Source organism: Helicobacter sp. NHP19-003 (assembly GCF_019703305.1).
GTDB lineage: Bacteria > Campylobacterota > Campylobacteria > Campylobacterales > Helicobacteraceae > Helicobacter > Helicobacter gastrocanis.
Genome location: NZ_AP024814.1, coordinates 1,316,417 through 1,341,493, shown reverse-complemented (window position 1 = coordinate 1,341,493; position 25,077 = coordinate 1,316,417). Strand labels below are relative to the sequence as shown.

Here is a 25,077-nt window from a genome sequence, read left to right as displayed (position 1 = left end):
GTCATTCCTTTTGTGGCTTGATTTGCTCTAAAAGCTGGCTAATGGCTTTCAATGCTACTTGTTGCAAGGCTTGGATTTGGGATAATTCGTCTTCGCTGGCCTGCTCCCTTTGGATGATGCGCCCATGCTTGCTCTTTGTGCCCTCACTCAAAGTGTAATCCAGCACAATCTCGGCCTTGTTGTCTAAAAGTGCAAAAGTCAAGACATTGAGTTGCAGTGTCGTTGTGGTCTGGGCATAGGGAGTGAGTGAAATCGCCACACAGTGCTTAGGGGCCTGCAATAAGAGCATGTTTTTAAACATTTTGGTGGGCAAGTCGGCAAATTTCTGCCCCTTGCTGTAGGTGATTTGCCCCCCAGCCGTGCGCCGTACAATGGACTTGGTGTTGTATAAATCTGCGCTCAAGACCTCCAACAAGCCCACGCTGAAGCTGTCTTTGCAACTTTGTTGCTCGATCACCCCCACGCTCAAATCGTAGTCTTTCACAGCGGGCAGGATTTGCTTGAGGTTGAGGTTCAAGCACCCCGTAAAGAATAGGGGCAGTGTGAAGAGTCCAAATTTTGCCTTCATTTTCTGTCCCCAAAGATGGTTTTATAAGGGTTTGCGTCAAATTTATCTATCAAACTAGAGCCCTTTTGTACGAAGTTGTCGATGTGGCGCAAACTCAGCTGCATTTGCATGATCAAAGGGGCGAGCATGGTCTTAAAATCGTATTGTTTGTCTTTGACTTTTGCATCAATGTCTTGGATGAGCCGGTCGGTGTGTTTGACCAAAACATCCCCATTATCCACAAGGGTGTCGCCCTTTTTTAAAATGGCACTGGCGTTTTGCAGCGCGGTGTCTAGGGCTAGGCGGGTGTTGTCTAGCCCTTGTGTGGCTTTTTGGATGGAGGCGATGATTTTGCTGATGTTTTCAATGTTTTGGGGGTTTAGGATTTTATCAATAGCACGGATGATGTAGAGCACTTCGCTAGAAATGTGCCCTGCATTGCCCGCGAGTTGCTCTAAAAAGCTTTGCTGGTAGTTTAGGGGGCGTTCGCTGTCGTTTTCGGTGTAAAACTCTTTGGAGTCGCTTTGGATCAAGCTTAAATATTTCATCCCCACCAAGCCTTGCGATTCGACTTTGACCGAAGAGTTTCTACGCACAGGCACCCGTCCTAAAATGCGCAAAGTGATCTTCACCACCCCTAAGTGTACTTTGTCAAAGCCCACTTGGCGTACAGAACCCACTTGTATGCCCTTATAGTTGACGGGGGTGTTTGTGTTGATCCCGCCCAAGTCCTTATCGGTGTAGACCACATAGCTCAAGTAGTTTTTATCCTCTAAATTGACATGGCCTAGCCATAAAATGAAAAACACCATACACACCACGAAAGCCAAGAAAAGTCCGCCGATAAGTGTGTAATTCACATGTCTTTCCAAAATTTCTCTCCTCTTGTAGAATTAAATAAATTGCCCTCCTCAAGGGGGTGTGTGTGCGCACGCACCACAAAATCTTGCAAAGTGCCGTCAAAGTCGATCAAGCCGTCTTTAAGCATGATGAAGCGATCCACTGTGTTTTTCACCGAGTCTAAGTCGTGGGTGATCATCACCACGGTGAGTTTCAAAGCTTCTTTGAGCGCGTGGATGAGTTCATCGAATTTGTCCGCAGAGTAGGGGTCTAGCCCACTAGTGGGCTCGTCTAAGAATAAAATGTCCGGGTTGGTTGCCATCGCCCGAGCTAGCCCCACGCGTTTTTTCATCCCACCGCTGAGCTCATAAGGGTAGAGGTAGTAGGTGTTCTTGTCTAGCCCGACCCGCTCTAGCCACATTTTAGCAATCTCGATGATGTTGTGTTGGGGGTAATAGCTGTACTCTTCAAGCATCGCCCCCACATTTTCTAGCACCGTGAGCGAGCTGTAAAGCGCGCCAAATTGGAAGAGCACCCCAATTCGTTGAAAAATTTTATTGCGCTCCCCTTCTTTCAGTTTCCAAATGTCTGTACCAAAGAGTTTGATCGTGCCTTTGACGGGGCGGTTTAATAAAATCATGCTCCTTAAAAGTGTGCTTTTACCGCTCCCGCTCCCCCCCAAGATCGCCATCACCTCCCCCTTATCCACACTAAAACTCACTCCCTTGTGGATCATGCGTTCCCCATAGGCGGTGTAAATGTTTTCCACTGAAATTAAAGGGTTAGACATTGAGCTTCCCAAAGATCACTGAAAAAACAGCATCCAGGAAAATGATCCAAAAAAGTGCGTTCACCACGCTGATTGTGGTGAGCTTGCCCACCGACTCGGTGTCGCCCTTCACCTCAAACCCGCGCATACACCCCACTAAAGCGATCGCAAAGCCCCAAAAAGGGGCTTTCACCAGCCCCACAAAGAAGTGAGACACCCCGACATTTTCGTGCAAGCGGGCAACATAGTGTGCAAAACCCACACCCAATTGATACCTGATGGCAATCATCGCCCCCAAAAGGGCGAAGACATCGGCCAAAAAAACCATCAAGGGCATGGCGATCATCAAGGCTAGCACTCGGGGCAGCACCAAGAAGGCAAAGGGGTTAAGCCCCATGGTCTTCATTGCATCCAACTCTTCGGTGATCTTCATCACCCCAATTTGGGCGGTAAAACTGGATGCACTGCGCCCCGCCACCACCAACGCCAAAATGAAGGGGCCCATCTCTCTTAGGGCTAATTTCGCCGTCATCTCAATGCTCATCATGGGAAAGCCCATTCCTTGCAATTGCATTGCTCCTTGCAGGGCAATCGCAAAGCCCACCACAAAGACCGTTAAAATGCTGACCGGCAAAACCTTAAACCCGCTCTCGTTGATGTGGTAGATGAGCGGAGTCCAGCAGATAGACTTAGGGCGGATAAAGGCCAGCCCCACAAAATAAATCACCATGCCGCAGAAATTAAAGGTGTTGAGCAAGGTGTTGTAAAATGAGGACACGCCCCGTCCTAGCCGCTCTAAGGGGTTTTTAAACACCCGCGACACATGCTCTTCTTGCAAAATGCTCGGATTTGCCCTAACCCAGCTCTCCACGACCTCTAGCACTTGGGCATTGTAGGCATTCGGGTTTAAAAACCGGGGTTTGCGCCGCCCCAATAAATCGTAGAGCAACATCAAAAAGACAAAGTCTAAACTCCCCACCTCTTTAAAGTCGATGGCTTCAATGGGGGGTGCGTCTTTTAAAATTTTCTTTAAGTTGGATAGGGCGTGTGCCGAAGTTTTGAAATCCCAATCGCCATGCAAGACCAAAGTTTGGGCCTGGATATAGGCTGTACTTTGGTTTAGCAAAACTCCTCCTTGTGCGCCAAAAACCCGAGCATTTCAACCACCATTTTATGTTATGATAGGCGATTATACACTATTCGGGGTAAATATCAATTCGTATGCGTTTTTTGGGGTTGTTGGTGTACTTTGGCGTTGTTTGGCTGACCCCTTCCTTACAAGCACAAACGGACTCTAAAAAATTTTTAAAATCCTTGCAAAAAGAAGCGCGGCTGTACGAGCGCCTACAAAACAAGCAAAAACAGCGCATGGCAAAAGACGGTGGGTTTTTTGGCATGGGCTTTGGCATGATTGGCATTAAAAAAGACAGCAAACAGGGCAAGAGCCAGACTTTCCCCATTGTTTTGAGCTTTAAGGGGGGGTATCAAAGCTACTTTTCAAGTTTCATCGGGCTTAAGGTATTTGCGGCTTTGGACTTAGCCACTTCTGTAGCTAATTGGGATTTTAATAAACCCCCTAGCAACTCTTTTTTCGGCGTGGCCTCGGCGGGCTTAGAAATCCCCATTGAGTTTAGCCTCACCCCCTCTTACCAGCACTTCTTGGGCTTTTATGCGGGCGTGGGTGGAGGGGCGGTGATCTATATGGATAACGACCAATTCCAAATGCGCAACAAACAAGAGATCAAAACCTTTGGGGTCATTATCCAAGCGGGCGCAGCCCTGACTCTTTTTTCCAAACACCGCATTGAAGTGGGTTTTAAGATTTTGCCAACAAATAAAACCCTTTTAGCCTCCAAACGCTTTGAAACCTCCCAAATGTTCAATGTGGTGTATCTATACAAGTTTTAAGGCGGAGGGTGTTATAATAAAAATAAGTCCCATTTTGGAGATATTTTGAAAAAACTAGTCTTGCTGTGCTGCAGCGTGACCTTGGTGCAAGCCATCCCCACCAAGCGCCTACAAAAAGTGCAGACCACGCAGATTCTGCCCTATGAAGAAGCTCCCCTAAGCTGGCAAAGCCCGGGGGTGAAGAACTATCTAGGCAGCCGCACGGTGATCTCACACAAACAGCTCACACAGCAGGCCAACCAAAGCATTGAAGAAGCCCTGCAAAATGTCCCTGGGGTACATATCCGCAACTTCACCGGCACGGGGGCGATGCCTAGCTTTTCGATTCGGGGTTTTGGAGGGGGCAGCCCGGGGCATAGCAACACGGGATTGGTCTTGGTCAATGGCATCCCTATTTATGTTGCCCCCTATGCGCTCATCGGCATTTCTATTTTTCCTGTAACTTTCCAATCCGTGGATCGAATCAGCGTTACCAAGGGGGGCGAGAGCGTGCGCTATGGGCCTAACGCCTTTGGGGGGGTGATCAACATCATCACCAAGCCCATCCCCACCAAATGGAGCAACCAAATCGCTGAACGGACCACCTTTTGGGGGCGTTCTAATGGGGGCTTCATCACTTCCAGCAGCGGACCGGCAAACAAGAGTCTTGGCAATAACTTTTTATACAACACCTACCTCAAAACGGGGGGCATGTTCAATAAATATGTGGGGATTCAAGCGCAGGCAAACTACATCACGGGGCAGGGTTTCCGCTACAACAGCCCCACGACCATCCAAAACTACATGTTTGATGGGATCTACCAAATCAACGAGAGCAATAAACTCACCGCTTACTATCAATACTATAAGTTTTTCTTAACCGACCCGGGCTCTCTAGCCCCTAGTGCTTACGATTCGAATCGCTTCCAAAACAACCGCCCCCACAACACCAAGAGCGGGGCGGCAAACCGCTGGGGCGTGGTTTACACCAACTTCTTTGGCGACCCTGCTAAAATAGGCGGGGATTTCACCCTCACCTACTACGGGCACGCCATGAGCCGTGATTTCCAATTCGACTCCAACTATCTTAATGTCAACACCAACCCCTCTAGGGGGCTTGTTTACACCAACGACAACTACCCCGGCTTTTTCATTGTCAACCACGCCCGCCACTTTTTCCTCAACGCCATTGAGCCTAATGTCAATTTACACATCGCCACCAAGCATTTAACCCAACACCTAAACTTCGGTCTGCGCTTCATGACCAATGACATTGTGATGGCACCCATGCAATCCACTTGCAAGACTTTAATCAGTGGCAAATGCCAAATGCCTCAAGCCACACCCCTTTTAAAGTCTAGCCAAGACATGGACAACAACTACACCGCCTTGTATTTGAGCGATAAATTGGAATTTTTCAAGGGCAAGTTTGTGCTTAACCCCGGCTTGCGTTACACCTTTTTAAATTATGACCGCAAAGTGCCCCTTAAGCCCGATTACACAAGCATGCAAACCCTAAAAACCCACCTAAGCGAGTGGAGTCCGGCGCTTAACATTGGCTACAAACCCCTAGAGGGCTTGTTGTTTTATGGCAACTACCGCAGAAGTTTTATCCCCCCACAAAACCGCATGATTGCGCTGTATTCGAGCAATTACAACCAACTTTTTGACGAAATGGAGTTTGGTGGCCGTTACAGCTATAAAGATAAACTCAGTTTCAACGCCAATTACTTTTTGATCTTTGCCAAAAATTACTATTCGGGTGGCTACAGCCCAGGACCGGTGGATGCTAGAAGTCAGGGTGTGGAGCTAGAAGCTTACTACTCCCCCATAAGGGGGCTAAACTTGCATGTGGCCTACACCTACATTAATGCGGTGGTCACCAACAATGCTCTAGATGAAACCAAATGGTTTGAGGGCATCGTCAATCACCCCTTTAACATCAAGGGCAAGCAACTCCCCTATGTGAGCCCGCACCAATTCATTTTAGGGGCAACCTACACCTACAAATACACCACCATCGGGCTTTCTAGCTACTTTTATAGCCGCGCTTTTTCGTCTATGCTCAATCAAGCCCGCTCCCAAACGGCATGTTTCCCCCTAAGCGGGGCCAAAACGGGGGGGGTGAGCTATGGCTGTAACAGCGTGGGGCTCTTGCCTTGGTATTGGGTGTGGAACATCCAAATCAGCCAAGTGTTTTGGAAAAGTGGGCGACACAGGATTGTGGGCAGCTTGCAAATGAATAATATTTTTGACATGAAATATTACTTTAGGGGCATTGGCACGAGCCCCACGGGCGGAGAGAGCGCACCGGGACGCTCGGTAACCGCCTATTTGAGCTACGAATTTTAAAGCGCAAGATTGGCACAAAATCAGCTATAATAAACAGAAACTTTAAAGGTTTTTGCGTGGCAAATGTGTTTGAAAAAATTGTGGCTGGAGAAATCCCTTGTCAAAAAGTCCTAGAAAACTCCCAGTTCTTAGCCTTCCACGACATCAACCCCAAAGCCCCTGTACATGTGCTGGTGATCCCCAAAGTGTGCGTGAAGGATTTTAACGCCGCTAGTCCTGAGCTCTTAGCCCAAATGAGCGGCTTTATCTTAGAAGTCGTGGAGAAACTAGGGATCAAAGAGAGCGGTTATCGGCTCATCACCAATGTCGGCAGCGATGGGGGGCAGGAAGTCCCCCATTTGCATTTTCACATCCTAGGGGGCGCAAAGCTTGCATGGCCAAAGCTCTTTTAGACAAAACCCCGGACAGGTTTTTAAACAGCGTTTTTGCTCCCCTGCTTCCTGAAGCGAGCAAGCAAGAGCAGCTAGAATATGTCCGCCAGAGCGTGGTACTCAAAGATGGGGTGCGCTACTTTGATTGGACAGCTTCGGGGTTGGCTTCAACTCTCGTAGAAAAACGCGTGGCTAAACTCTTGCCCTTTTACGCCAACGCCCACTCAGGCGTGTCCAAACACGCCCGCTTAATGGACTTGGTCTATTTGCGCTGCAAGGAAAATATCCGCAAATTTTTGGGACTAAGCGAGGATTTTTTAGTACTCAGTGCGGGCTTTGGGGCGAGCTATGCCATTAAACGCTTGCAAGAGATTTTAGGCATTTACTTGCCCCCCAAGAGCCGCCAGAGGCTAGGCGAGTTGCAGGGGCTAAACTTGCCTAAAGTCATTGTCGGTCCTTACGAACACCACTCTAATGAAGTGAGTTGGCGCGAGGGGCTGTGCGAGGTGGTGCGGGTGGGTCTGGATCAAATGGGTTTGTTTTGCCTAGAGGGCTTTGCCAAACTCTTGGAAGAACACCCCAAAGAGCGCCCCCTAATTGTGTCCGTGGGGGCAGCATCCAATGTAACGGGCTTGATTGTGCCCTACGAGCAAATTGCCAAACTTTGCAAAAAACACAATGCCCTTTTAATCTTTGATTTAGCTGCCTTTGCCCCGCACGGCAACTTGAGTCCCGTCCCGCTAGACGCATGCTTTGTGGCGGCACATAAATTCTTGGGCGGGGTGGGCAGCTGTGGGCTGTTGGTACTTGAAAAATCGCTCATAGACACCTCTTTACCCCCCAGCTTCAGTGGCGGAGGCGTGGTGTCCTATGTGAGTCGCAGCACCCACGAGTACATCACAGACCCGCATATGCGCGAAGAGGTCGGCACTTATGCGCTCATCCCCCTTTTGAGGGCGGCTTTGGCGTTGCAATTACGCAATGAATTGGGCACAAGTTACATCAGCCGCCGCGAGAGCATGCTCACTAAAGTCTTTCTGCAAGGTTTGCAAGACATTCCCGCCTTAAACATTTACGGGTCTTTGCAGGCCAAGAGGGTGGGCAGTGTGGCGTTTAACGCGAGTGGGGTTTCTTGCTACGATTTAGCCCCCCTGCTTAGTTACAGCTATGGCATTGAAACACGGGCGGGTTGCTCGTGTGCGGGGCCCTATGGGCACGATTTATTAGGCCTACAAGACAGCCGTTTTTGCACGCTTAAGGCCAAGGGGCAGACCCCGGGGTGGCTGCGCGTGAGTTTGCACTACACCCATAGCCTTGAAGACATAGACCATCTCTTAGACAGACTCCAAAAGGCGGTTAAAACTTTGCGTGGAGGTTGAAGATGGACAAACAACCCGAGAAAACTTGGATTGAATTAGACGAATTTGTCGCTGTGTCTAAACTGCCTAAGGAGCGGGTGTTGGCACTCATACAAGACAAGAGCATAGACAGCAAGCATGACACTGAAAGAATTTGGGTGGACCTACACAGCGCGGCACAAATCCTAGCCAAAAGGGGGAGCAGCAAAAGCCTTGTGGCGGCTAAAGCGGGCTACCCCACCCTGCTAGAAAACACCCCCACCGACCCCGCCTATGTGGAAAAGACCATCAACACCATTTTAAATTTGCACGACAAGGTCGTGGGGGCTAAGGATGAGACCATCGCCGCCTACAAGAATGAAAACACTCTACTCAAAGAAGCTTTGATCTCCATGCAAGAAATTTATGATGAGGACAAAAAGACCATCGCCTTGTTGCAAGAGGAATTAGACCGTGTGCGTGAAGAGGTGGAGTTCATGAAACGCAAATACCGCCTCATGTGGGGCAAAGTTACCGACATGGGGGGGTTAAAGTGATTAGCCTTTCTTTGCCAGCTTGATGGGCAATCTGCTTGAAATGCTGCGGCAATCTTGAGATTGCATGACGATCTCTTGAATCTCTTTTTTCTTTAAGACAGATAGGATGTGGTCTGCCTCTGTTGTTTGGAGAAAACTGACGCTGTCTGTGCTTTGGCTGATGTAGCTGATGTGGTTATCGAATAAGGGCGTAACTTCATCGCCCCAATCTGTTTTGATCTTTTGGATGAGATTTGGAGCTAGTTTTGTGTTGTCCCTGATGCACACAAAGTTTTTAGCCCAAACATAAACCCCCATGCGCAAGATTCCATAAGGCTCGTCAAAACTTTGGATTCTTTGATTGTAACGACTGCCCTTGCCTAGTACATGTTCTATACTAAAAAGGTATTTGTAAATGTGGGGGGCTTTTTCTTTGAGCACCTCTTTTGGCATGGGTTTTTTGGTGTGGGGTTCATAGGGGCAAATGGCGTAGGAATTGTTAAAGACAACCCCGCTATCTGTCAGCATAGGGGCGGTGATGAAGGGCTTGATGTATTTTAACTCCAAGTGGATTTCCAAGCTTTGATCGGGGCGTAACCGATTGCCTTCTTTTTGGTAGGGGTGAAAAATCCCCAAAGAGGTGTTTTGGTTATCTATGGCCACAAACTCGAGCCTCATTGGGCACTCAACACTCACGCCTTTTCTAAATTTATATTCACATTTGCCAAAATGACTTTGTAATTCTTGGGCTTTTTCTAAACTCTCTGCAATGAGAAAGTTATTGTTGGTGTCTGTATTCAACTGTAGGGCGGCTTTCGTGGTTTCTTTAAAATGTTTTTTTACCATCTCCCAAGTGTCGTTGTGGCTTGCTTTGGTTTTTAAATCTTTGTTTTTTGCAAAGTCTATAAAAGGGATGGCTTGGCTGTTTTCTACCCGGTTGATTTTAAAGGCACAAAAATCGAGTCCGACCCCCTCAAATATTTCACCTCCATTGCTAAAATCTAAGATCTCATTAAAGTACAATCTCTCATCTGTGTTGATGACAAGATTTCTAAAGCCTTGGTAAGACTTGTTGAACAGAATAGATTTAGGCATTAAAAAACAGAAATTGCCCCCACGGGCTAGCCAACGCTCGCAACATTTATGGGCAATCAAAGCGCAAATGTTTAAATTGTTGCCCCCCACATTGCGATCCGAAGAAAAAAGCCCCTCCATGCGCATGTTTTGCTTGATGTTCTTGCGATAAGCCTCGGGCAACACAGACCACTGCACCCAAGGGGGATTGCCTATAATATAGTCAAATTTATCATAGCTTGCCACCTTAAAATAATTGGCAAAAATCCTAAGCCAAATGGAATTTAAACCTTTCTCTTCAAATTTGATGAGCGTGTCCATATTGCTAGCCATTTCTCTTTCTAAGTTTTTTTCTTGGCTAAAGTCTAAATATTTAGCAAAGATTTTCAGGGCTTTTTTCTTGTCTTTTTGGACAATGTACCTTTCAATCTCTGCTAGTATTTCTAAGAAGTCGTCCCGATTCACTAGGTTTTTTGGCATCATAATGCGGATTTTATCGGTGTTAAAAGCCTCTTGTAACCCCGTTGTGTAAAGCGCATAGTCAAAACATTCTGTGCTGTCGATCGTGATTATTTTTGGGGTGTATAAACTATCTGCCAAATAAATGGGCAACTCGTATTGCGTTGTGGTGTCAAAACTACAAGTTTTTAACCCCTGTATCAGCAAATTGGCTTTTGCCATGAGAACAGCAATGGGGTTAATGTCCACCCCCACCACGCCTTTTGCAAATTCCTTAAAATCTAGTTTTTTACCATCTTTGTTTTTGTAATTGTAAAATACAGATAAAAAAGCCCCACTGCCGCAATTGGGGTCTATAAAAGTCCTGTCTTTAAGTGCGTCTGTTTCCTGACTTGTGGCGAGTAAAAATGTCCGCTCGGCGAGCCAACAAGGTGTGTAGTACTCTCCAAAGCTGTGGCGCACACTTTTGGGGATAAAACTGAGGTAAAGTTCCTTAAATAAATCCATCATCGCTGAAGTTTTGGCAATGCAGATGTTGGCATATCCACACATTTTAAAGATGATGGCTTGGAGTGCGGTTTTGATCCCATCGTTAAAATCCTCTTTAGCATACCAAGAGAAAAAATCATTGTCTATCACATTCATCACGCCAATTTGCCTAAAAAACACCCCTTTTTCAATGTCGCGAAAAAATGATCTTAACTCGGATAAATCACCGGTTTTGTAAAGATTGTCTAGATTTCTTTTTAGCGTAACTTCTGGCCTATCGTTGATGATTCTCATCAATAGGAGCTTAATGAGGATGCTAAGTGTGGTGTGTAGGGCAAACAGAGCTTTATACTCAGTTTTTGCATGGATCTCCACGCCAAAAATTTTAGAGAAAGCCATGCGTCTGTTGTCGATGTCTTGGTGTTTGCCACAATCGCCCCCCTCGGCTAGCCTAAACAGCTTTTCCCATTCAGTGAAAATCAATTTCGTTCTGCCTTGCATGCCCTTTTGCAAGGTGTTAAAAAGGTGTTTGGCAAGGGCTAAAACTTCCGGATTGTCCATGAGGTTGTCGTCTTTATCGATGAGCCCAAAGTCTTTTTTGAGGTTTTGAGGGCTAATGGCGCAAACCCCACCCATAAAGATGGTTTTTATCAGGTTATCAAAATTGATTGCCGTGAGTCTGCCACTGTTTTTTTCATCGTGAGTGATCACATCTTGCACATCTTTTGTGTAGGCATGGATAGTGCATCCATCGAACAAAAACCCGTGCATGGCAAAGCCACTAAAACGGCTATCCTTAAGGTAATTTTTAATTTGTTCTTGGGATTTTTTAAGTTCTATGGGTTTGCCTAGCAACCCATATTTTTTATATTCAATGATCGTATTGCCGTATTGGCAATCTGTCCTCCCGCTTTCATTTGCCATCTCGTGCTTAAAAACCTCAAATCCGTCCTTGGGGATAAAATCAAGTTTTCTTAATAGAGAGTTTATGTGATTTTCAAATACATTTCTAAGATTATCCTCTTTGCGCTTACAATCCTCATTGTTGAGGGGCGAATCATCGCTACAAAACTTTTGCTTAAAGGCAAGATATTTAGATTCTTGTTCCTCATTGAGATCGTTAAAATCATGCATACACACTCCTTGATAGAATCACTGGGGAAATCAGGCCATAGAAAATCAGATCAAGGCATTTTTTTAAATAACTGTTCTAGCTGGGTATTCAAGTCGGCGATTTCTTGGATTTTGTTTAAGTGGAGTTTAAAAAGGTCGATGGGGGCGATCTCTTTATTATGGAAACTCTCTTTAATTGCAGCCCTCGTTTGGGCACTGAAGCGTTCGTTTAGGGTGATTTTATAGCGTTTGCCCCCAATGCTCACTTCAATCAGCTCAACAGAGTTCATCTTTCCTCAAAAGCTTTGATCATTGTATCGTAAATGTCTTGTATCCGCTTATCTTTGGCGGCAATCTCTTCATAAAGGTTAGCAATTTGGCGATCCCTCTCTTCATTTTGAGTTGCAAGTGTGGCGCTTTTAAGCTGAAGACTCTTGTTCTCTTCTTCTAAGAGTGTGAGCCTTAGCAATAACTCTTCCACTTTCTCCTGCAGTTTGTCTAAAATCTCAGCCCCCATGCGTGTCCTTTAAACAAAATTAAGCATCCATTATAGCAAAGTTTAAATGTCTTGCGGGTCAATGTCTATCTTAAACACACCCTTAGCGTGTTCTTGAATGTGGCGTAACACTTCGTGTAATTCTTTGGTAGAAGTGGCGCATAACAAGATTTGCAAACGCTCTTGCCCGGCAATCCTAGCAATGCGTGCCTGCCCCGCGCCCAAAATCTCTACGCCCCTATGTTGCTCTAAGAGCGGCTTTAACATGTCTAGCCCCGCCTGCATGTGTGTTGCAGCACTTGCTAGGTCCTTTGCCCTAAACTCAATGTGCGCCAAACGCCTTAGGGGGGGAAAGCAGGGGGTACGCATTTGCAGCTCTTCTTTTAAGAAGTCTTCAAAATCGGCGGTGTATCGTTGTAAAAAGGAAGCGTTTAGGCTTTGGATCAGCACCCGCCCTTTTTCTTTGCGCCCACTGCGCCCCGCAATTTGGTGCATTAGGGCGACCCCTTCTTCATAGCTTCTATAACTCCCATTGTTGAGCACCTCATCCAAGCCCAAAATCACCGCCAAGTTCACTCTGTGGTAGTCATGCCCCTTAGCGAGCATTTGTGTGCCGATCAAAATGTCTATCTTGTGGGCGTTGAAGTCGTCTAAAATGCCCTGTATTTGCTTGTTCGTGTGGGTGTGGTCCTTGTCTAAAATCCTTATGCGGGCTTGGGGCAGTGATTCTTCGAGCTCGCTTTTTAACTGCTGTGTGCCGATTCGTTTGCCCGCTAGGCTGTCTTGTTGGCATGTGGGGCAAACCTTAGGGATAGGCTCTTGGTGTTGGCAATAGTGGCAGCGCATGCGTTTGTCTTTTAAATGGAGGCTCATGTTCACGCTGCAAAAAGGGCAGCGCACCCCGCCCCCGCAACTTAAACAAAGGAGCTTTTTAAACGAAGCCCTTGTGGGTAAGAAAACGATGCTCTGCTCTTTGGCGCGCAGGCTTTGGGCTAAATGCTCTAATAAAAGCGGCGTAACGGCGGTTTTGCTCTCTTCAAAGATCATCTCTTGTGGGCTTGCAAAGTAACGCCCCCTAAGCCGCACAAGACTTTGATTCTCTTTGGCGCGGTAGTAGCTGCGTAAGTGGGGGGTCGCCGAGCCTAAAATGACTTGAATGGGCAGTTTGCTCGCTAGATACAGGGCGCAATCTCTGGCGTTGTAATAGGGCGCAAGGCTGGCTTTATAGGCTTGGTCGTGTTCTTCATCTACGAGCACAAGCCCCAAATTGGGCATGGGTAAAAACAAGGCACTTCGTGTGCCAACGATGATTTTAATTTGTCCGCTCGCAATGTGCGCTAGGGTTTGCTTTTTTTGTGCGGGGGTTAACTTGCTGTGCCACAGCCCCACTTGTGCGCCAAAGATTTGCAACAATAGACGCTGTGTCTGGGAGGTGAGCCCGATTTCAGGCACGAGCACCACCACGCTTTTAGATTCTTGCAATTTCTCTAAGATTAAATGGCTGTAAATGTGCGTTTTACCGCTGCCCGTGTCCCCAAAGAGCAGTGCGCTTTTTAGGGATTTTAGCGCATTTAGGGCTTGCTCTTGCGCAGGACTTAAAGGGCTTAAGCTTGGGGCTTTGTGGGGGGGCTTTGTGGGGAGGGTAAACTTGCTAAAGGGCGTGAAAAGCGTGGCAGCTAGTGAGGGCGTGGAGCAGTAATAAGTGGCGATAAATTCTAACAACAGCATTTGGGGCGCGCTGAGATAAAAGTTTGTGGGGTTTGCATCCTTACACGCAAAACTAGGCTTAGCGCATCCGTTGAGCACCACGCCCCTGCAAGCGCGCCCATTTAAGGGGACTTGTACCAAATCGCCCACCTGCAAGGGGTGTTGGCTTTGGTAGGTCAGGGGTTTTAGCTTGTGCCTTAGCACAGCCACGCTGTAGTGCTTCAACATAAAAATCCTTCTAATTTTTAGCTATGATAAGCCCTGATTTTAGCAAAAGCGAGCAAAATGGACTTTATCCTACAAGCCCCCTACAAACCAAGCCTAGAGCAAGAAAAGGCGGTTGATCGGCTTTTACAAGGCGTTAAACAAGGGGTGGCTTACCAAACCTTATTAGGCGTTACAGGCAGCGGCAAGACCTTTAGCATGGCGCAACTCATTGCCAAATTGCAAATGCCGACTTTGGTCATGTCGCATAACAAAACCCTTTGCGCCCAGCTTTACAGCGAATTTAAGGGCTTTTTCCCCAAAAACCATGTGGAGTATTTTATCTCCTACTTTGACTACTACCAGCCCGAGTCCTATATTCCTAGACGGGATTTATTCATTGAAAAGGACAGCGCGATCAATGAAGATTTAGAGCGCTTGCGTCTCAGTGCCATCACTTCACTTTTAGGTTACGATGATGTCATTGTGGTGGCGAGCGTTTCGGCAAACTATGGCTTTGGCGACCCCATGGAGTATTTGAGCATGCTAACCAAATTAGAAGTGGGACAGAGCGTGCCTTACACGCAGTTTTTGCACAAGCTTGTAGAAATGGGCTATGAGCGGCAAGAAATTTTAGAGCGGGGCAAGTTTAGGGTGGTGGGCGAGAGTGTGGATATTTTCCCCGCCTACAACGACACGAATTTTATCCGTGTGGAGTTCTTTGGCGATGAGATCGAGCGCATTTATAGTTTTGACGCTTTAGAGAATAAACCGCTTAAAGCCCTAGAGAGCTACATACTCTACGCCGCAAACGCTTTCATTGTGAGTCAAAGCCGCCTAAAGAGTGCCCTAAATAGCATTGAAGCCGAGTTGGCCCAAAGGCTTAAATTCTTTAAAGAAAACAACAAGCCCCTAGAGTATGAACGGCTCAAAACCCGCACAGAATTTGACCTAGAGATGATGGCAGCCACGGGTATATGTAAGGGGATTGAAAACTACTCAAGGCATTTCACCGACAAAAAGGCGGGCGACACCCCCTACACCCTGCTAGACTACTTCGCCCAAAAGAAACGCCCTTTTTTAGTCATCGTGGACGAGTCGCATGTGAGTTTGCCGCAGTTTAAGGGCATGTATGCCGGCGATTACAGCCGCAAGCAGGTTTTGGTGGATTACGGCTTTAGATTGCCCTCCGCCCTAGACAACCGCCCTCTAAAATACGAGGAGTTCATCGCCAAGCCTCCCTATTTTCTCTTTGTGTCCGCCACGCCAAACCCCCTAGAACTAGAGCTCTCGCAAGGGCACATTGCCGAGCAAATCATCCGCCCCACAGGGCTATTAGACCCCGAGTATGAAGTGCGCCCCACCCAAAATCAAGTGCAAGATTTATACAACACGATTAAAGAAGTCGTGGCGCGCAAAGAGCGGGTGTTGGTAACGACCCTGACTAAAAAAATGGCTGAAGAGCTGTGTAAGCACTATTTGGAGGGCGGGCTTAAGGTGCAATACCTACACAGCGAAATAGATGCAATCGAGCGCAACCACCTGATCCGCTCATTCAGGCTGGGCGCATTTGACATTTTGATCGGCATTAACCTATTAAGAGAGGGGCTAGATTTGCCCGAAGTGTCTTTAGTGGCGATTTTAGACGCGGACAAAGAGGGGTTTTTAAGAAGCGCAACCGCTTTGATCCAAACCATGGGGCGGGTGGCACGGCACATCCACGGGCGGGTGATTTTCTACGCCGATAAAATCACGGCGGGCATGCAAGAGGCGATGACAACCACGGACAAGAGGCGCGCCAAACAAATTGCCTTCAACCAAGCCCACAACATCACGCCCAAAAGCACGCAGCGTCCCCTAGAGGACGAGCTTAAAGACTACACCCCCCCAAAACCCAAATCCACAGATAAAATGCCTAAAAAAGAAAAAGAGCAACTGATTAAAAAATTGCGTATCCAAATGCAAGAGAGGGCCCGGGTGCTAGACTTTGAGGCAGCAGCAAAGTTGCGGGATGAAATCGCTAAACTTAGAGGGCTGTGATGGATTGGCACAGCTTTGCGCCCTGTATGCAAGAGTGGCTGTATGGCAAGGGGGGCTACTACCGCCACGCACACATTGGCGCGAAGGGGGATTTTTACACTTCTGTGAGCGCAAGTGGCTTTTTAGGGGGGACTCTGGCTTTTTATCTCTTGCGCCTGCTTGAAAAAGGGGAGTTAGAACTGCCCTTAAGTGTGGTGGAAATCGGGGCAGGCTTTGGGCGGCTCATGGCGGATTTGGCATGCTTTTTAAAAGATTTAAGTGTGGGGGTGGTGGATGGCGTGCGTTTTGTGTGCGTGGAGCCACTGAACGAACTAGCCATGTTGCAAAAGGAGAGTCTGGCCAAAGAGGGCATACAAGTAGAACATATAGAGAGCGTAGCGGGCTTAAGGGGGCTTCACAACGCCTTTTTGTATTGCAACGAACTTTGGGACAGCTTTGCGTGTGAGTTGGTGCAAGGAGGTCAGATTTTAAGCGTGCAAGATTTTAAACCCGTGTGGCGGGCTTTGGAGGATAGCGAGTTGAAACGCCTTGAGGGCTTTTACCCCTTGGGGGGCTGTGTGCCCTTTGCTTGGGCAGATTTTGTGGCGCATTTATGCCAAAGTTTAGAGGGGGCCAAGTGGCACTTTGTGAATCTAGATTACGGGCAATATGGGTTTGAACCCATTAGCCTTCGGGGCTACAAGGCGCATCAAGTCTTGGGGTTTGAGGACATTTTAAGCGATTTGAGGGGGTTGTATCGGCAAATTGACTTGACCTATGATGTGGATTTTGCGCTTTTAGAGGGCTTGTTTAAAGCGCAAGGTGTGCGCTCTGTATTCTATGGCACACAATGCGCCACGCTTTTAGACATGGGCTTTGCCACATTATTAGAGCTGTTTGCTGAAAGTGTGCCCTATGCCACCTACCAAAAGGAGGCCTTCAAAGCCCACGCCTTGATCAGCCCTGAGGGTTTGGGCGAACGCTTTAAAGGGCTCATTGTGGCAAGCCCTTAGCGGTGTTTGTGGTGTTGGATTTGAGGGTGCGCTCAAGTTCAGCCCATTTTGTGGAGGCGTTAAACCCCTAAGCCTTGAGTAAAGAAAATCCATTGCTGAGGTATGCTTATGAGGCTTGAACACAAACCCCCAAGCTGTCCACTTTAAAGGCTTGTGGGGGATAGGGGCGCAAAGTTTAGGGCTTTTTAAATAAAATCAATTCGTAAGAAGTCTTGCTGATTTGCTTGGTTTCGGGTTTGCTTGGGGCGTTTTGTTGCATGTGGGCTTGCAGTTGCTCGTTGAGGCGGTCTAACTCATCTAGGCGTTCTTTCAGGCGTAAAATGATATCCACCCCGGCTAAATTCACGCCCATGTCCCTCGTGAGGCGCAAGATGGTTTTGATTTTGTCTAAATCCCTTTGCGAGTACAGGCGCATCTTGCCCCCCGTGCGCTTGGGCTCAACCAGCCCTTCTTTCTCGTATTGACGCAAGGTTTGGGGGTGTATGCCTAGGATTTTTGCCACCACGCTGATCAAATAAAGGGGTGCATCGTAATCCACCATCACGCCCCCCTTAAGGCAACTGCTCTTGCAAGGTCTGCTTGAAGGGCGCGCTGAGGGTGTCGGTGTGGGGTAAAATGACATTTGCCATGAGATATAAATCCCCCACGCTCCCTGTTTTGCGGTTTTTCACCCCGAGCTCTTTGAGGCGGAACTTTTGGGCGTTTTTGGTGTTGGGTGGGATTTTTAAGGCGACTTCCTTATACAAGGTATCCACCTGCACCCGTCCACCAAAAAGGGCGGTTTTTAAGGGCAAATCAAAGTTTTTATACAAGTCATCGCCCTTTTGTGTGTAAAGTGCATCTTCAAGCACTCTTACCTTTAAGAGCACATCGCCCACCATCCCCCCCTGCCTGCGCCCCCGCCCCTTGGCTCTCAACACTTCACCATCGCGCACACCGGCGGGGATTTTAATTTCAAAGCTGTCGTGGCTGAGTTGCACCCGCCTTTTAGCCCCCAACACCGCTTCCTGCAAGGTGATTTGCAACTCCACCTGTAAATCTAGCTCGGGCGCAAAGCCAAAGCCGTTAAACCCGCCCATGCTCCCCATGTTGGCATAAGCCCCCCGCCCATGCCAAAGTCGGCTTTAAAGCCCCCCGTCCAAAGATAGAGGCTAAAATGTCGTCCAAACTTCCACGCCCCTGCGCCCTAGCAAAGTCGCTAAAATTCTGTCCGCCAAACATATTGTCCCCGAATTGATCGTATTGCGCCCGTTTTTGGGGGTCGTTTAGAATTTCGTAGGCGGCGTTGATTTCTTTAAACTTCTCTTCGGCTTCCTTGCCCTTGTTGAGGTCGGGGTGGTATTTACGGGCAAGCCTTCGGTAAGATTTTTTGATCTCTTCTTGGCTCGCCCCTTCGGCCACTTCTAAAGTGCTGTATAAACTTTTACTCATAAACTCTCCATTGAAAAATAAAGCCCATTATAGCATAAAACTTTAGTCTTTGTCTATCAATCTTGCTTATAGTGATTTAAAAATTCTGCATAGGCATTTTGGCGCAACCGGCACGCCGGGCACGCCCCACAGCCATAGCCATAGGCATGCCGCACCCCCCTAATGCCTTCATAACAGGTGTGGGTGTGTTCTAGGATCAACTCTAATCCGTCTAAATCCTGTGCTAGGGCAAATTCTTGTGCCTTAGACATGGCCATGAAGGGGGCTAAAAACGCAATGCCTTCTTTTATGCCAAACGCCCCTAAATTTAAAGAGGTTTGCAGGCTGTCTAAAAATTCTTTACGGCAGTCAAAGTATCCGCTGTAATCTTGTTGCGACACCCCTACAAGCACAAAATTGGCCCCCAAATTAAAGGCGTAGGCGTGGGCGAGGGTGAAAAATAGGGCATTCCTGTCGGGCACAAAGGAGGCAGGTAAATTGGGGTTTTTGGGGTGGGGGGCGTTAGACTTTTGCGGATTGTTGGCAAAGAGGGCGGAGAGGGTGATTTCTTGTAAAAAACTTAAATCTAGGACTTTTAAGGGCAGGTTTAAGAGTTGGGCGATTTTTTGGGCTTGCTCGAGCTCTATGGCGTGCTTTTGGGCGTAGTTAAAGCCAAGCAGATGCACTTGTTGAAAGGCTTTTTGCGCCCACAGGGCTAGCGTGGTGCTATCCTGCCCCCCACTAAAGCAGAGCACACAAGAGGCGTTGTAGGTTTTCTCTAAAATCATCGGGCGTTCTTTTGCTAAAATAGCACCTATTATAGCAAAAGGCTTTAGGTGTTCTGGGATACAAACTACAAATTCAACTTACCCCGCCCTATTTTACACCTCATAGAAATCCTAGAGGCGCAAGGGTTTGAGGCGGTGGTGGTGGGGGGCTGTGTGCGTGATTGCCTTTTAGGGCGCACCCCCAAAGATTGCGACCTAGCCACAAACGCCACGCCCAAAGAGCTGGCCCCCCTCCTTAAAGCGCATAAAATCCCCACCATCCCCCTAGGCCTAGCCTTTGGCACTTTAGGCGCGCTCTTTGGCAGTAAGGTCTTTGAAATCACCACCTACCGTCAAGAGAGCGCTTACACAGACCACCGCCACCCCCAAGTGGACTTCAACGCCACGCTAGAAACCGACCTAGCAAGGCGCGATTTCACCATCAATGCCCTAGCCTACCACCCCACCAAGGGGCTTTTAGACTTGCACGGGGGATTGCAAGATTTGAGGGCAAAGTGCTTAAAGTTTGTGGGCGTGGCTGAGGGTAGGGTGCGCGAGGACGCTTTGCGGATTTTGCGGGCTTTGCGTTTTGCAAGCGTGCTGGATTTCACGCTAGAGCCTAAGAGTGCACAGGCGGTGCGCACACACGCCCCCCTGCTCACACACATTAGCAAAGAGCGCATTTTTGCTGAGCTGTGTAAAATTTTAATGGGCGCAAATGCGGGAGCAGTGTGTACCACTTATGTTAAAGTGCTTGAGTGCGCCTTAAATGCTCCCTTAAAACCTGCCACTCTCGCCCTTTTGAGCCAAACCCCCTTGAATTTAACCACCCGTTTTTTAGCCCTGTTTTTTAGCTGCAACGACCCCCTAGCCACCCTAGCACAGCTAAAACCCCCTAAAAAGCTCTTTAAGAGTATAGAAAAACTGCTGCCCTACACCCACCAAACCCCCCCCACTTCTAAGGTGTGGCTCAAAATGCAAATGCAGACCTTGAGCCTGAGCCAAGTTAGGGCGTGGCTAGGCTGGCTTAAAGCCTATGAACCCTCTGAATGGGTGGTGCTGAGGGCGCATTTTAAGAGCATCGGGGCGCAAAGGGAGGTGTACACTCTTGGCTTTTTAGCGGTCAATGGGCGCAGTTTAAAGGGTGTGGGTCTAAAAAAGGCGCAAATCGGGGCGGGCTTGCAGGCGTGTTTAAGCGAAGTCGTGCAAGAGAGGCTAGAAAATCGCCCGAGTGTTTTACTCAACTTTGCGAGGCTGTGGGCGAAAAACTTAAGAGAAAATGCGTTAAAATAAAGCTTATGGAAAAATTGATTTTTGAGAGATTGTTGTTTTTAGCCCCCCTAGCCGGTTACACGGATTTGCCCTTCAGGAGTGTGGTGAAACGCTTTGGTGTGGATGTAACGGTGAGCGAAATGGTGAGCAGCCACGCTTTGGTGCACGCTTTTGCTAAGACCGCCAAAATGCTAGAAAAGTCGCCCGAGGAGCAGCCCTTTAGCGTGCAAATCGCCGGCTCTAAAAGCGAAGTGGTGGAGCAGGCTGTGGAGAAGATCAACGCCCTTGATGGCATTGACATCATAGACTTTAATTGCGGTTGCCCCGCCCCGAAAGTGGCAAACCATGGCAACGGCAGCGGGCTTTTAAAGGATTTAAACCACTTGGTGAAACTCTTGCGCCTCATTAAAGAAAAGAGCAACAAGCCTTATAGCAGTGTGAAGGTGAGGCTAGGTTTTGAGAGCAAAATCCCCCTTGAAATCGCCCACGCCCTAAACGACGCACCGGTGGATTTTGTGGTGGTGCACGCGAGGACGAGAGCGGATCGCTACAAAAAAGAGCGTATAGACTATGAGAGCGTGCGTTTAATGCGCCAAGTGTTAAACAAGCCCTTGATCGCCAATGGCGAGATAGACAGCCCCAAAAAGGCAAAAGAGGTGCTCGCCTACACGGGGGCAAATGGGGTGATGATTGGGCGTTCAAGCCTGACACAGCCGTGGATTTTTTGGCAGATTAAAAACAACACAGAGGACCTACCCGCCGTGCTAAAAAAGGATCTGGTTTTGGAGCATTTTGACAAAATGGTCGCCTTTTATGGGGAGCGGGGAGTGGTGATGTTTCGTAAAAACCTACACGCCTACGCCAAGGGGCATGCCAATGCCAGCACCTTTAAAATGGCGGTCAATAACATGAAAGAACCCAAAGAGGCGCGGGCGCGTATTGAAGAGTTTTTTAGTGCCCCCACACCCCTAAACCCCTGCCCCAAATTGTAACCCTAAACAACAAGAGCATTTAATGTTGAAGAAATTCCTTTTAGTGGGGTTAGTTATGCACCCCTTGTGGGCGGTGAAAAACCACATCTTCACGGGCGCGCGCTTTGGCATGGCGCAAAACTTCAAAAGCACCTTTGCCAACCAGCTGAGCATGAGTAACCCCAGCACTTTGCCGGGCGATAATGGCGTCTACGCTTGCCCCGACAATCTATGTAAAAACAATGAAATTGTGGGCTTTTATAAGCCAAGCAGCAATAAGAGCGCGAATTTTGCCTTCACCTACACTTTGGGCGATGAGCTGTTTTTTGATAAATTCGGCATTAGTGGGATACGGGTTTATGGGGACATTGAATACGCCAATGCCAACTTAGGTGAGCGTTACAAGGTGCAAAACAAGGGAGGGCTAAACTACAACCCCGCCAACATCAAAGCCATTGACCCCAACACCGGGCAGGTGATCCCCATTGCCAACACCAACCCCAACACCGGGCAAGTAACCTACAGCACCCCACAAGGTTACAGCTCCCCTTGTGCAGCCCTTACAAGCGCAAATCCCCTAGGGCTGTGCCCCACCCCACCCCCAAGAGGTTTTGCTCTCAAGCCCTGCACTATGGTAACTCTGGGCTTAAATGTGGACTTCTTTTAAACTGCGCCCATTGACATTTGGCTAAGAAAGCACCACCCTAAAATGATTTTCTTTAAAATGGGGGTCTTTGTGGGCGGGGGTGTGGAGTATGCCATGCTGTGGAGCGACAACTTCAACAACGAAGCCCTAAGCGCTCTTGGGGGCAACTCCCTTAGCAAGGGGCACATTGACAAGACCCGCTTTTTTGCAGCAGGCAATGGCTTTTATGTGAATGTGGGTTACCAACTCTACCTAGGCAGGCACAACCGCTTTAATCTAGGCTGGAAATTGCCCTACTACTCCATCAGCGCGCACAATTGGTATAACTACGGCAACACCAACCCGGGCACCCAGCAAACCATCAAACAATCCCTCACCATCACCCACCAAAGCCAATTTTATGTGAGTTATGCGTATTTGTTTTAGGGGGTCTGCTGTTTTGGTTTAAATTTTATAATGAAAAAATAGCTAAAATCACACCTATTATTGTTGTTATTCAAAAATATTTTTCCTTGACTTTTTATTACAAATGTAATATAGTCAACACTTATTTTTGTTTGAAGGACAACTATGGAATCTGGACTCTCTGTTAAGGTAATCGGCGAATATGTCGACATTGCGATCTTTGTAACTTTGGGGGTGATGAGCTTTGTGGCGATGTGGTTCACCATTGAGCGCATCATTTTTTACAGCAAGCTTGATTTTAGCTTATATGATGACCCGGACAAGCTTGATTTGGATTTGAGCAAGAATCTGACAACCCTTTACATCGTCTACTCAAACGCGCCCTATGTCGGGCTTTTGGGCACGGTTTTGGGTGTGATGGTCACTTTCTATGACATGAGCACCAGCTCTACAGGGTTAGACGCAAAAGCCATCACCTTGGGCTTGTCCTTAGCCCTCAAGGCAACGGCTTTTGGGCTCGTTGTGGCGATCCCCACACTCGTGGTTTACAACGCCATGTTGCGTAAAAGCGATGTGTTGTCTGAAAAATTCCGCTTAATGCGTAAAAAGAGTGTCTGATGCGCTCTAAACTAAGGAGGGGCGATGGACTAAACATCGTCCCCTTTATTGATGTGATGTTGGTGTTGTTGGCGTTGGTTTTGAGCGTGTCTACTTTCATCGCTGAAGGCAAGATTAAGGTCAATTTACCCAGCGCGAGCAGTGCCCAAAAAGCCTCTCCAGAGGAAAAGAAAGTCACGATTGTTGTGGATAAAAACGATGGGATTTTTATAGACGACAAACCCAAGAGTGTAGAGGAGTTGCGTGCGTTCATCCAGACACTAGACCCCAAAACTTTAGTGGATTTGCGCAGCGATAAAGATTCGAAGTTTGGCACTTTCATAGAAATCATTGATATTCTTAAAGACCTAAACCATGAAAACTTCTCCATCTCCACAGAAAAAAAGTAGGTCGTCCACCCGTGTGAGCTTTGTCATCACAAGCGTTTTATACGCATTGGGGTTTTTGGTGGCTTTTCATTACTTCAAAGAGCTCCCCAAAAGTTTGGCACAAGCGGGCAATCAAAGCATCACCATGAGCCTAGCCAGCATCGACACCCATGCTGCCCACCTAGAGCACACACAGCAAGCCCCCACTCCACCCAAACAAGAACCCAAACAAGAACCCAAACCAAAACCCCACCCCCAACACAAACCTAAACCTAAACCTAAACCAAAGCCCAAACCCACCCCCAAACCCAAACCGAGCCAAAGCCTGAACCCAAACCCGAGCCAAAACCCAAAGAAGAGCCTAAACCCACTCCTAAAAAAGAAGAGCCAAAACCCGAGCCTAAAAAGCAGGAGCAGCCTAAAGCCAAAGACAAAGAGCTAAACGAGAAACAAGAGCCCAAGAAGACCCAAGAGTCTAACCAAACTTCTCAAGGGGCAAAGACCAGCTCAATGGCGTACAATCAGGGCGTGAGCGATGCCTTCTTGATGAAAATCCAAATGGCGATCTCTTCTAAGAACCGCTATCCCCGTATGGCGATGATTCGAGGGATTGAAGGCGAAGTGTTGGTGGAGTTTGTGCTCAACACCAATGGCAGCACCACAGACATCAAAATCTCTCAAAGCTCAGGCTCAAACATTTTAGACCACGCCGCCTTGCAAGCCGTCAAAGAAGCCTCGAGTCTCTTCCCCACGCCCAAACAAATCGTGCGCATAAGAATCCCCATTGCTTATACACTGAAGGATGAGTGAAGCCGAGGCTTCACTAGCCAACACCCTACATTTGAAGGATTTTATAAGGGTCAGTGGAGTTGGCAAAGATTTGTTTATTTGCGGCTTTAAATTCTTGCCTTTCTAAGAGATTTATGTAATTTAGCATGGTTTGTTATGAACCTTGTCTCATTGGGGTTCATGTGGTGTGTTTGGAGGGCTAGAGCCTCACCTTTGGTTGCCTTGTTTTGGGTTTATTGTGTGCGCTTGGCGTGCTGCAACAAATCTAGGGGCTTGTTGGGGTTATTGCCAAAGGCTTTGGTGGTTTGGAGGCTTGGCTTGTGGTTTGGCTTGTTTTTAATTTTTGTGGGTATTGGATACACATAAAAGCGTATTATTTGGCATAGAACCCCCTTTTGCTTGACAAAATAAAAAGTTTATAGTAGAATTGCGCCCGTGTTTTAAGCACCTAGCGAAGCAGACTAGAAGCTTAAACACCGAACAAGTTGCCTTTCTGGCTGTTGGAGAAAGCTACTTTTATCTATCGCTGTTGTTGCTGTTTTGTTGCTCTCCGCTCTTTCCTCCTAGGATTTGGAAACACTCGCAGGATACTAGCCTCAAGTGGTTAATCTAAGGTTA

The 25,077-nt window shown here is 47.7% G+C and carries 22 protein-coding genes and 3 pseudogenes; 14 read left to right on the top strand and 11 right to left on the bottom strand.

All coding sequences use genetic code 11. The features are described from left to right. Position 1 precedes the first annotated feature (1 nt). The 4 genes from K6J72_RS06955 to K6J72_RS06940 are packed head-to-tail and all read right to left on the bottom strand — an operon-like array spanning position 2 to position 3,282. Complete coding sequence (locus K6J72_RS06955) at positions 2-568, bottom strand: ABC-type transport auxiliary lipoprotein family protein (protein WP_221279365.1); 567 nt, start codon at positions 566-568, stop codon at positions 2-4. Next, positions 565-1,419 (bottom strand): MlaD family protein, encoded by an 855-nt coding sequence (locus K6J72_RS06950; RefSeq protein ID WP_221279364.1) that lies wholly within the window; start codon positions 1,417-1,419, stop codon positions 565-567. Before K6J72_RS06950 ends, K6J72_RS06955 begins: the two co-directional genes overlap by 4 nt. Continuing rightward, positions 1,404-2,177 carry an ABC transporter ATP-binding protein gene (locus K6J72_RS06945; protein WP_221279363.1) on the bottom strand — a complete coding sequence of 258 codons (774 nt, stop codon included), beginning with the start codon at positions 2,175-2,177 and terminating at the stop codon, positions 1,404-1,406. Before K6J72_RS06945 ends, K6J72_RS06950 begins: the two co-directional genes overlap by 16 nt. Further along, the gene (locus K6J72_RS06940) at positions 2,170-3,282 is read right to left on the bottom strand and encodes an MlaE family lipid ABC transporter permease subunit (RefSeq protein ID WP_221279362.1); all 1,113 of its coding nucleotides are present in this window, start codon (positions 3,280-3,282) and stop codon (positions 2,170-2,172) included. The genes K6J72_RS06945 and K6J72_RS06940 overlap by 8 nt, the downstream gene beginning before the upstream one ends. A 95-nt stretch (positions 3,283-3,377) precedes the next feature. Between K6J72_RS06940 and K6J72_RS06935 the strand changes: the two genes are divergently transcribed. From K6J72_RS06935 to K6J72_RS06915, 5 genes are read left to right on the top strand one after another with little or no spacing between them, the layout of a single operon-like run. After that, the gene (locus tag K6J72_RS06935) at positions 3,378-4,064 is read left to right on the top strand and encodes an outer membrane beta-barrel protein (protein ID WP_221279361.1); all 687 of its coding nucleotides are present in this window, start codon (positions 3,378-3,380) and stop codon (positions 4,062-4,064) included. Between the two features lie 42 nt (positions 4,065-4,106). Further along, positions 4,107-6,395, top strand: coding sequence for a TonB-dependent receptor family protein (locus K6J72_RS06930; RefSeq protein WP_430886753.1), 2,289 nt, complete (start codon positions 4,107-4,109; stop codon positions 6,393-6,395). A 56-nt stretch (positions 6,396-6,451) separates the two neighbouring features. Then, on the top strand, positions 6,452-6,787 hold the full coding sequence (locus K6J72_RS06925) for a histidine triad nucleotide-binding protein (RefSeq protein ID WP_221279359.1): 336 nt from the start codon (positions 6,452-6,454) through the stop codon (positions 6,785-6,787). Next, positions 6,769-8,145: an aminotransferase class V-fold PLP-dependent enzyme gene (locus K6J72_RS06920; RefSeq protein ID WP_221279358.1), complete on the top strand. Its 1,377-nt coding sequence runs from the start codon at positions 6,769-6,771 to the stop codon at positions 8,143-8,145. The genes K6J72_RS06925 and K6J72_RS06920 overlap by 19 nt, the downstream gene beginning before the upstream one ends. Before the next feature lie 2 nt (positions 8,146-8,147). After that, positions 8,148-8,660, top strand: coding sequence for a DUF3972 domain-containing protein (locus K6J72_RS06915; protein WP_221279357.1), 513 nt, complete (start codon positions 8,148-8,150; stop codon positions 8,658-8,660). Here the strand turns inward: K6J72_RS06915 and K6J72_RS06910 are convergent, their stop codons facing one another. From K6J72_RS06910 to priA, 4 genes are read right to left on the bottom strand one after another with little or no spacing between them, the layout of a single operon-like run. Further along, positions 8,661-11,795 (bottom strand): Eco57I restriction-modification methylase domain-containing protein, encoded by a 3,135-nt coding sequence (locus K6J72_RS06910; RefSeq protein WP_221279356.1) that lies wholly within the window; start codon positions 11,793-11,795, stop codon positions 8,661-8,663. A gap of 50 nt (positions 11,796-11,845) precedes the next feature. Next, positions 11,846-12,064, bottom strand: a complete 219-nt coding sequence (locus K6J72_RS06905; RefSeq protein ID WP_221279355.1) for a hypothetical protein — start codon at positions 12,062-12,064, stop codon at positions 11,846-11,848. After that, positions 12,061-12,291: a cell division protein ZapB gene (locus tag K6J72_RS06900; protein ID WP_221279354.1), complete on the bottom strand. Its 231-nt coding sequence runs from the start codon at positions 12,289-12,291 to the stop codon at positions 12,061-12,063. The genes K6J72_RS06905 and K6J72_RS06900 overlap by 4 nt, the downstream gene beginning before the upstream one ends. 42 nt (positions 12,292-12,333) lie before the next feature. Then, a complete protein-coding gene (priA, locus tag K6J72_RS06895; RefSeq protein ID WP_221279353.1) occupies positions 12,334-14,205 on the bottom strand; it encodes a replication restart helicase PriA in 1,872 nt (623 codons plus the stop codon). A 57-nt stretch (positions 14,206-14,262) separates the two neighbouring features. Here priA and uvrB point away from each other — a divergent pair, with 57 nt between their 5' ends. Beyond that, entirely contained in the window at positions 14,263-16,221 is a 1,959-nt protein-coding gene (gene uvrB, locus K6J72_RS06890; protein ID WP_221279352.1) for an excinuclease ABC subunit UvrB, read from the top strand. Continuing rightward, a complete protein-coding gene (locus K6J72_RS06885; RefSeq protein WP_221279351.1) occupies positions 16,221-17,213 on the top strand; it encodes an SAM-dependent methyltransferase in 993 nt (330 codons plus the stop codon). The genes uvrB and K6J72_RS06885 overlap by 1 nt, the downstream gene beginning before the upstream one ends. 175 nt (positions 17,214-17,388) lie before the next feature. On the opposite strand, the gene K6J72_RS06880 is transcribed toward K6J72_RS06885, so the two are convergent. The 3 genes and pseudogenes from K6J72_RS06880 to queC all read right to left on the bottom strand — a co-directional run bounded on the left by K6J72_RS06880 (position 17,389) and on the right by queC (position 19,411). Continuing rightward, a complete protein-coding gene (locus tag K6J72_RS06880) occupies positions 17,389-17,754 on the bottom strand; it encodes a heat shock protein transcriptional repressor HspR (protein ID WP_221279350.1) in 366 nt (121 codons plus the stop codon). A 10-nt stretch (positions 17,755-17,764) separates the two neighbouring features. Beyond that, positions 17,765-18,644 (bottom strand): annotated as a pseudogene (locus K6J72_RS08495) (DnaJ C-terminal domain-containing protein). A gap of 56 nt (positions 18,645-18,700) precedes the next feature. Next, positions 18,701-19,411, bottom strand: coding sequence for a 7-cyano-7-deazaguanine synthase QueC (gene queC, locus K6J72_RS06865; RefSeq protein WP_221279347.1), 711 nt, complete (start codon positions 19,409-19,411; stop codon positions 18,701-18,703). A 48-nt stretch (positions 19,412-19,459) separates the two neighbouring features. Here queC and K6J72_RS06860 point away from each other — a divergent pair, with 48 nt between their 5' ends. The 7 genes and pseudogenes from K6J72_RS06860 to K6J72_RS06835 all read left to right on the top strand — a co-directional run bounded on the left by K6J72_RS06860 (position 19,460) and on the right by K6J72_RS06835 (position 24,480). Further along, positions 19,460-20,683 (top strand): CCA tRNA nucleotidyltransferase, encoded by a 1,224-nt coding sequence (locus tag K6J72_RS06860; RefSeq protein ID WP_221279346.1) that lies wholly within the window; start codon positions 19,460-19,462, stop codon positions 20,681-20,683. 5 nt (positions 20,684-20,688) lie between these two features. Continuing rightward, positions 20,689-21,677, top strand: a pseudogene (locus tag K6J72_RS06855) (tRNA dihydrouridine synthase). Between the two features lie 32 nt (positions 21,678-21,709). After that, a complete protein-coding gene (locus K6J72_RS08490) occupies positions 21,710-22,300 on the top strand; it encodes a hypothetical protein (protein WP_260320563.1) in 591 nt (196 codons plus the stop codon). A 42-nt stretch (positions 22,301-22,342) separates the two neighbouring features. Then, on the top strand, positions 22,343-22,705 hold the full coding sequence (locus K6J72_RS08485; protein WP_260320562.1) for an outer membrane beta-barrel protein: 363 nt from the start codon (positions 22,343-22,345) through the stop codon (positions 22,703-22,705). 144 nt (positions 22,706-22,849) lie between these two features. Then, the gene (gene exbB, locus K6J72_RS06845; RefSeq protein WP_221279344.1) at positions 22,850-23,302 is read left to right on the top strand and encodes a TonB-system energizer ExbB; all 453 of its coding nucleotides are present in this window, start codon (positions 22,850-22,852) and stop codon (positions 23,300-23,302) included. Continuing rightward, positions 23,302-23,691 carry a TonB system transport protein ExbD gene (gene exbD, locus K6J72_RS06840; protein ID WP_221279343.1) on the top strand — a complete coding sequence of 130 codons (390 nt, stop codon included), beginning with the start codon at positions 23,302-23,304 and terminating at the stop codon, positions 23,689-23,691. The genes exbB and exbD overlap by 1 nt, the downstream gene beginning before the upstream one ends. Further along, positions 23,657-24,480, top strand: a pseudogene (locus K6J72_RS06835) (energy transducer TonB). The gene exbD and the pseudogene K6J72_RS06835 overlap by 35 nt, the downstream one beginning before the upstream one ends. Positions 24,481-25,077 lie beyond the last annotated feature (597 nt).

Coding starts and splice junctions, on each gene's coding strand:
- K6J72_RS06955 (WP_221279365.1), bottom strand. CDS start 568: ATGAAGGCAAAATTTGGACTCTTCACACTGCCCCTATTCTTTACGGGG.
- K6J72_RS06945 (WP_221279363.1), bottom strand. CDS start 2,177: ATGTCTAACCCTTTAATTTCAGTGGAAAACATTTACACCGCCTATGGG.
- K6J72_RS06935 (WP_221279361.1), top strand. CDS start 3,378: ATGCGTTTTTTGGGGTTGTTGGTGTACTTTGGCGTTGTTTGGCTGACC.
- K6J72_RS06920 (WP_221279358.1), top strand. CDS start 6,769: ATGGCCAAAGCTCTTTTAGACAAAACCCCGGACAGGTTTTTAAACAGC.
- K6J72_RS06915 (WP_221279357.1), top strand. CDS start 8,148: ATGGACAAACAACCCGAGAAAACTTGGATTGAATTAGACGAATTTGTC.
- K6J72_RS06910 (WP_221279356.1), bottom strand. CDS start 11,795: ATGCATGATTTTAACGATCTCAATGAGGAACAAGAATCTAAATATCTT.
- K6J72_RS06905 (WP_221279355.1), bottom strand. CDS start 12,064: ATGAACTCTGTTGAGCTGATTGAAGTGAGCATTGGGGGCAAACGCTAT.
- K6J72_RS06900 (WP_221279354.1), bottom strand. CDS start 12,291: ATGGGGGCTGAGATTTTAGACAAACTGCAGGAGAAAGTGGAAGAGTTA.
- priA (WP_221279353.1), bottom strand. CDS start 14,205: ATGTTGAAGCACTACAGCGTGGCTGTGCTAAGGCACAAGCTAAAACCC.
- uvrB (WP_221279352.1), top strand. CDS start 14,263: ATGGACTTTATCCTACAAGCCCCCTACAAACCAAGCCTAGAGCAAGAA.
- K6J72_RS06885 (WP_221279351.1), top strand. CDS start 16,221: ATGGATTGGCACAGCTTTGCGCCCTGTATGCAAGAGTGGCTGTATGGC.
- K6J72_RS06880 (WP_221279350.1), bottom strand. CDS start 17,754: ATGGTGGATTACGATGCACCCCTTTATTTGATCAGCGTGGTGGCAAAA.
- queC (WP_221279347.1), bottom strand. CDS start 19,411: ATGATTTTAGAGAAAACCTACAACGCCTCTTGTGTGCTCTGCTTTAGT.
- K6J72_RS08490 (WP_260320563.1), top strand. CDS start 21,710: ATGCACCCCTTGTGGGCGGTGAAAAACCACATCTTCACGGGCGCGCGC.
- K6J72_RS08485 (WP_260320562.1), top strand. CDS start 22,343: ATGATTTTCTTTAAAATGGGGGTCTTTGTGGGCGGGGGTGTGGAGTAT.
- exbB (WP_221279344.1), top strand. CDS start 22,850: ATGGAATCTGGACTCTCTGTTAAGGTAATCGGCGAATATGTCGACATT.
- exbD (WP_221279343.1), top strand. CDS start 23,302: ATGCGCTCTAAACTAAGGAGGGGCGATGGACTAAACATCGTCCCCTTT.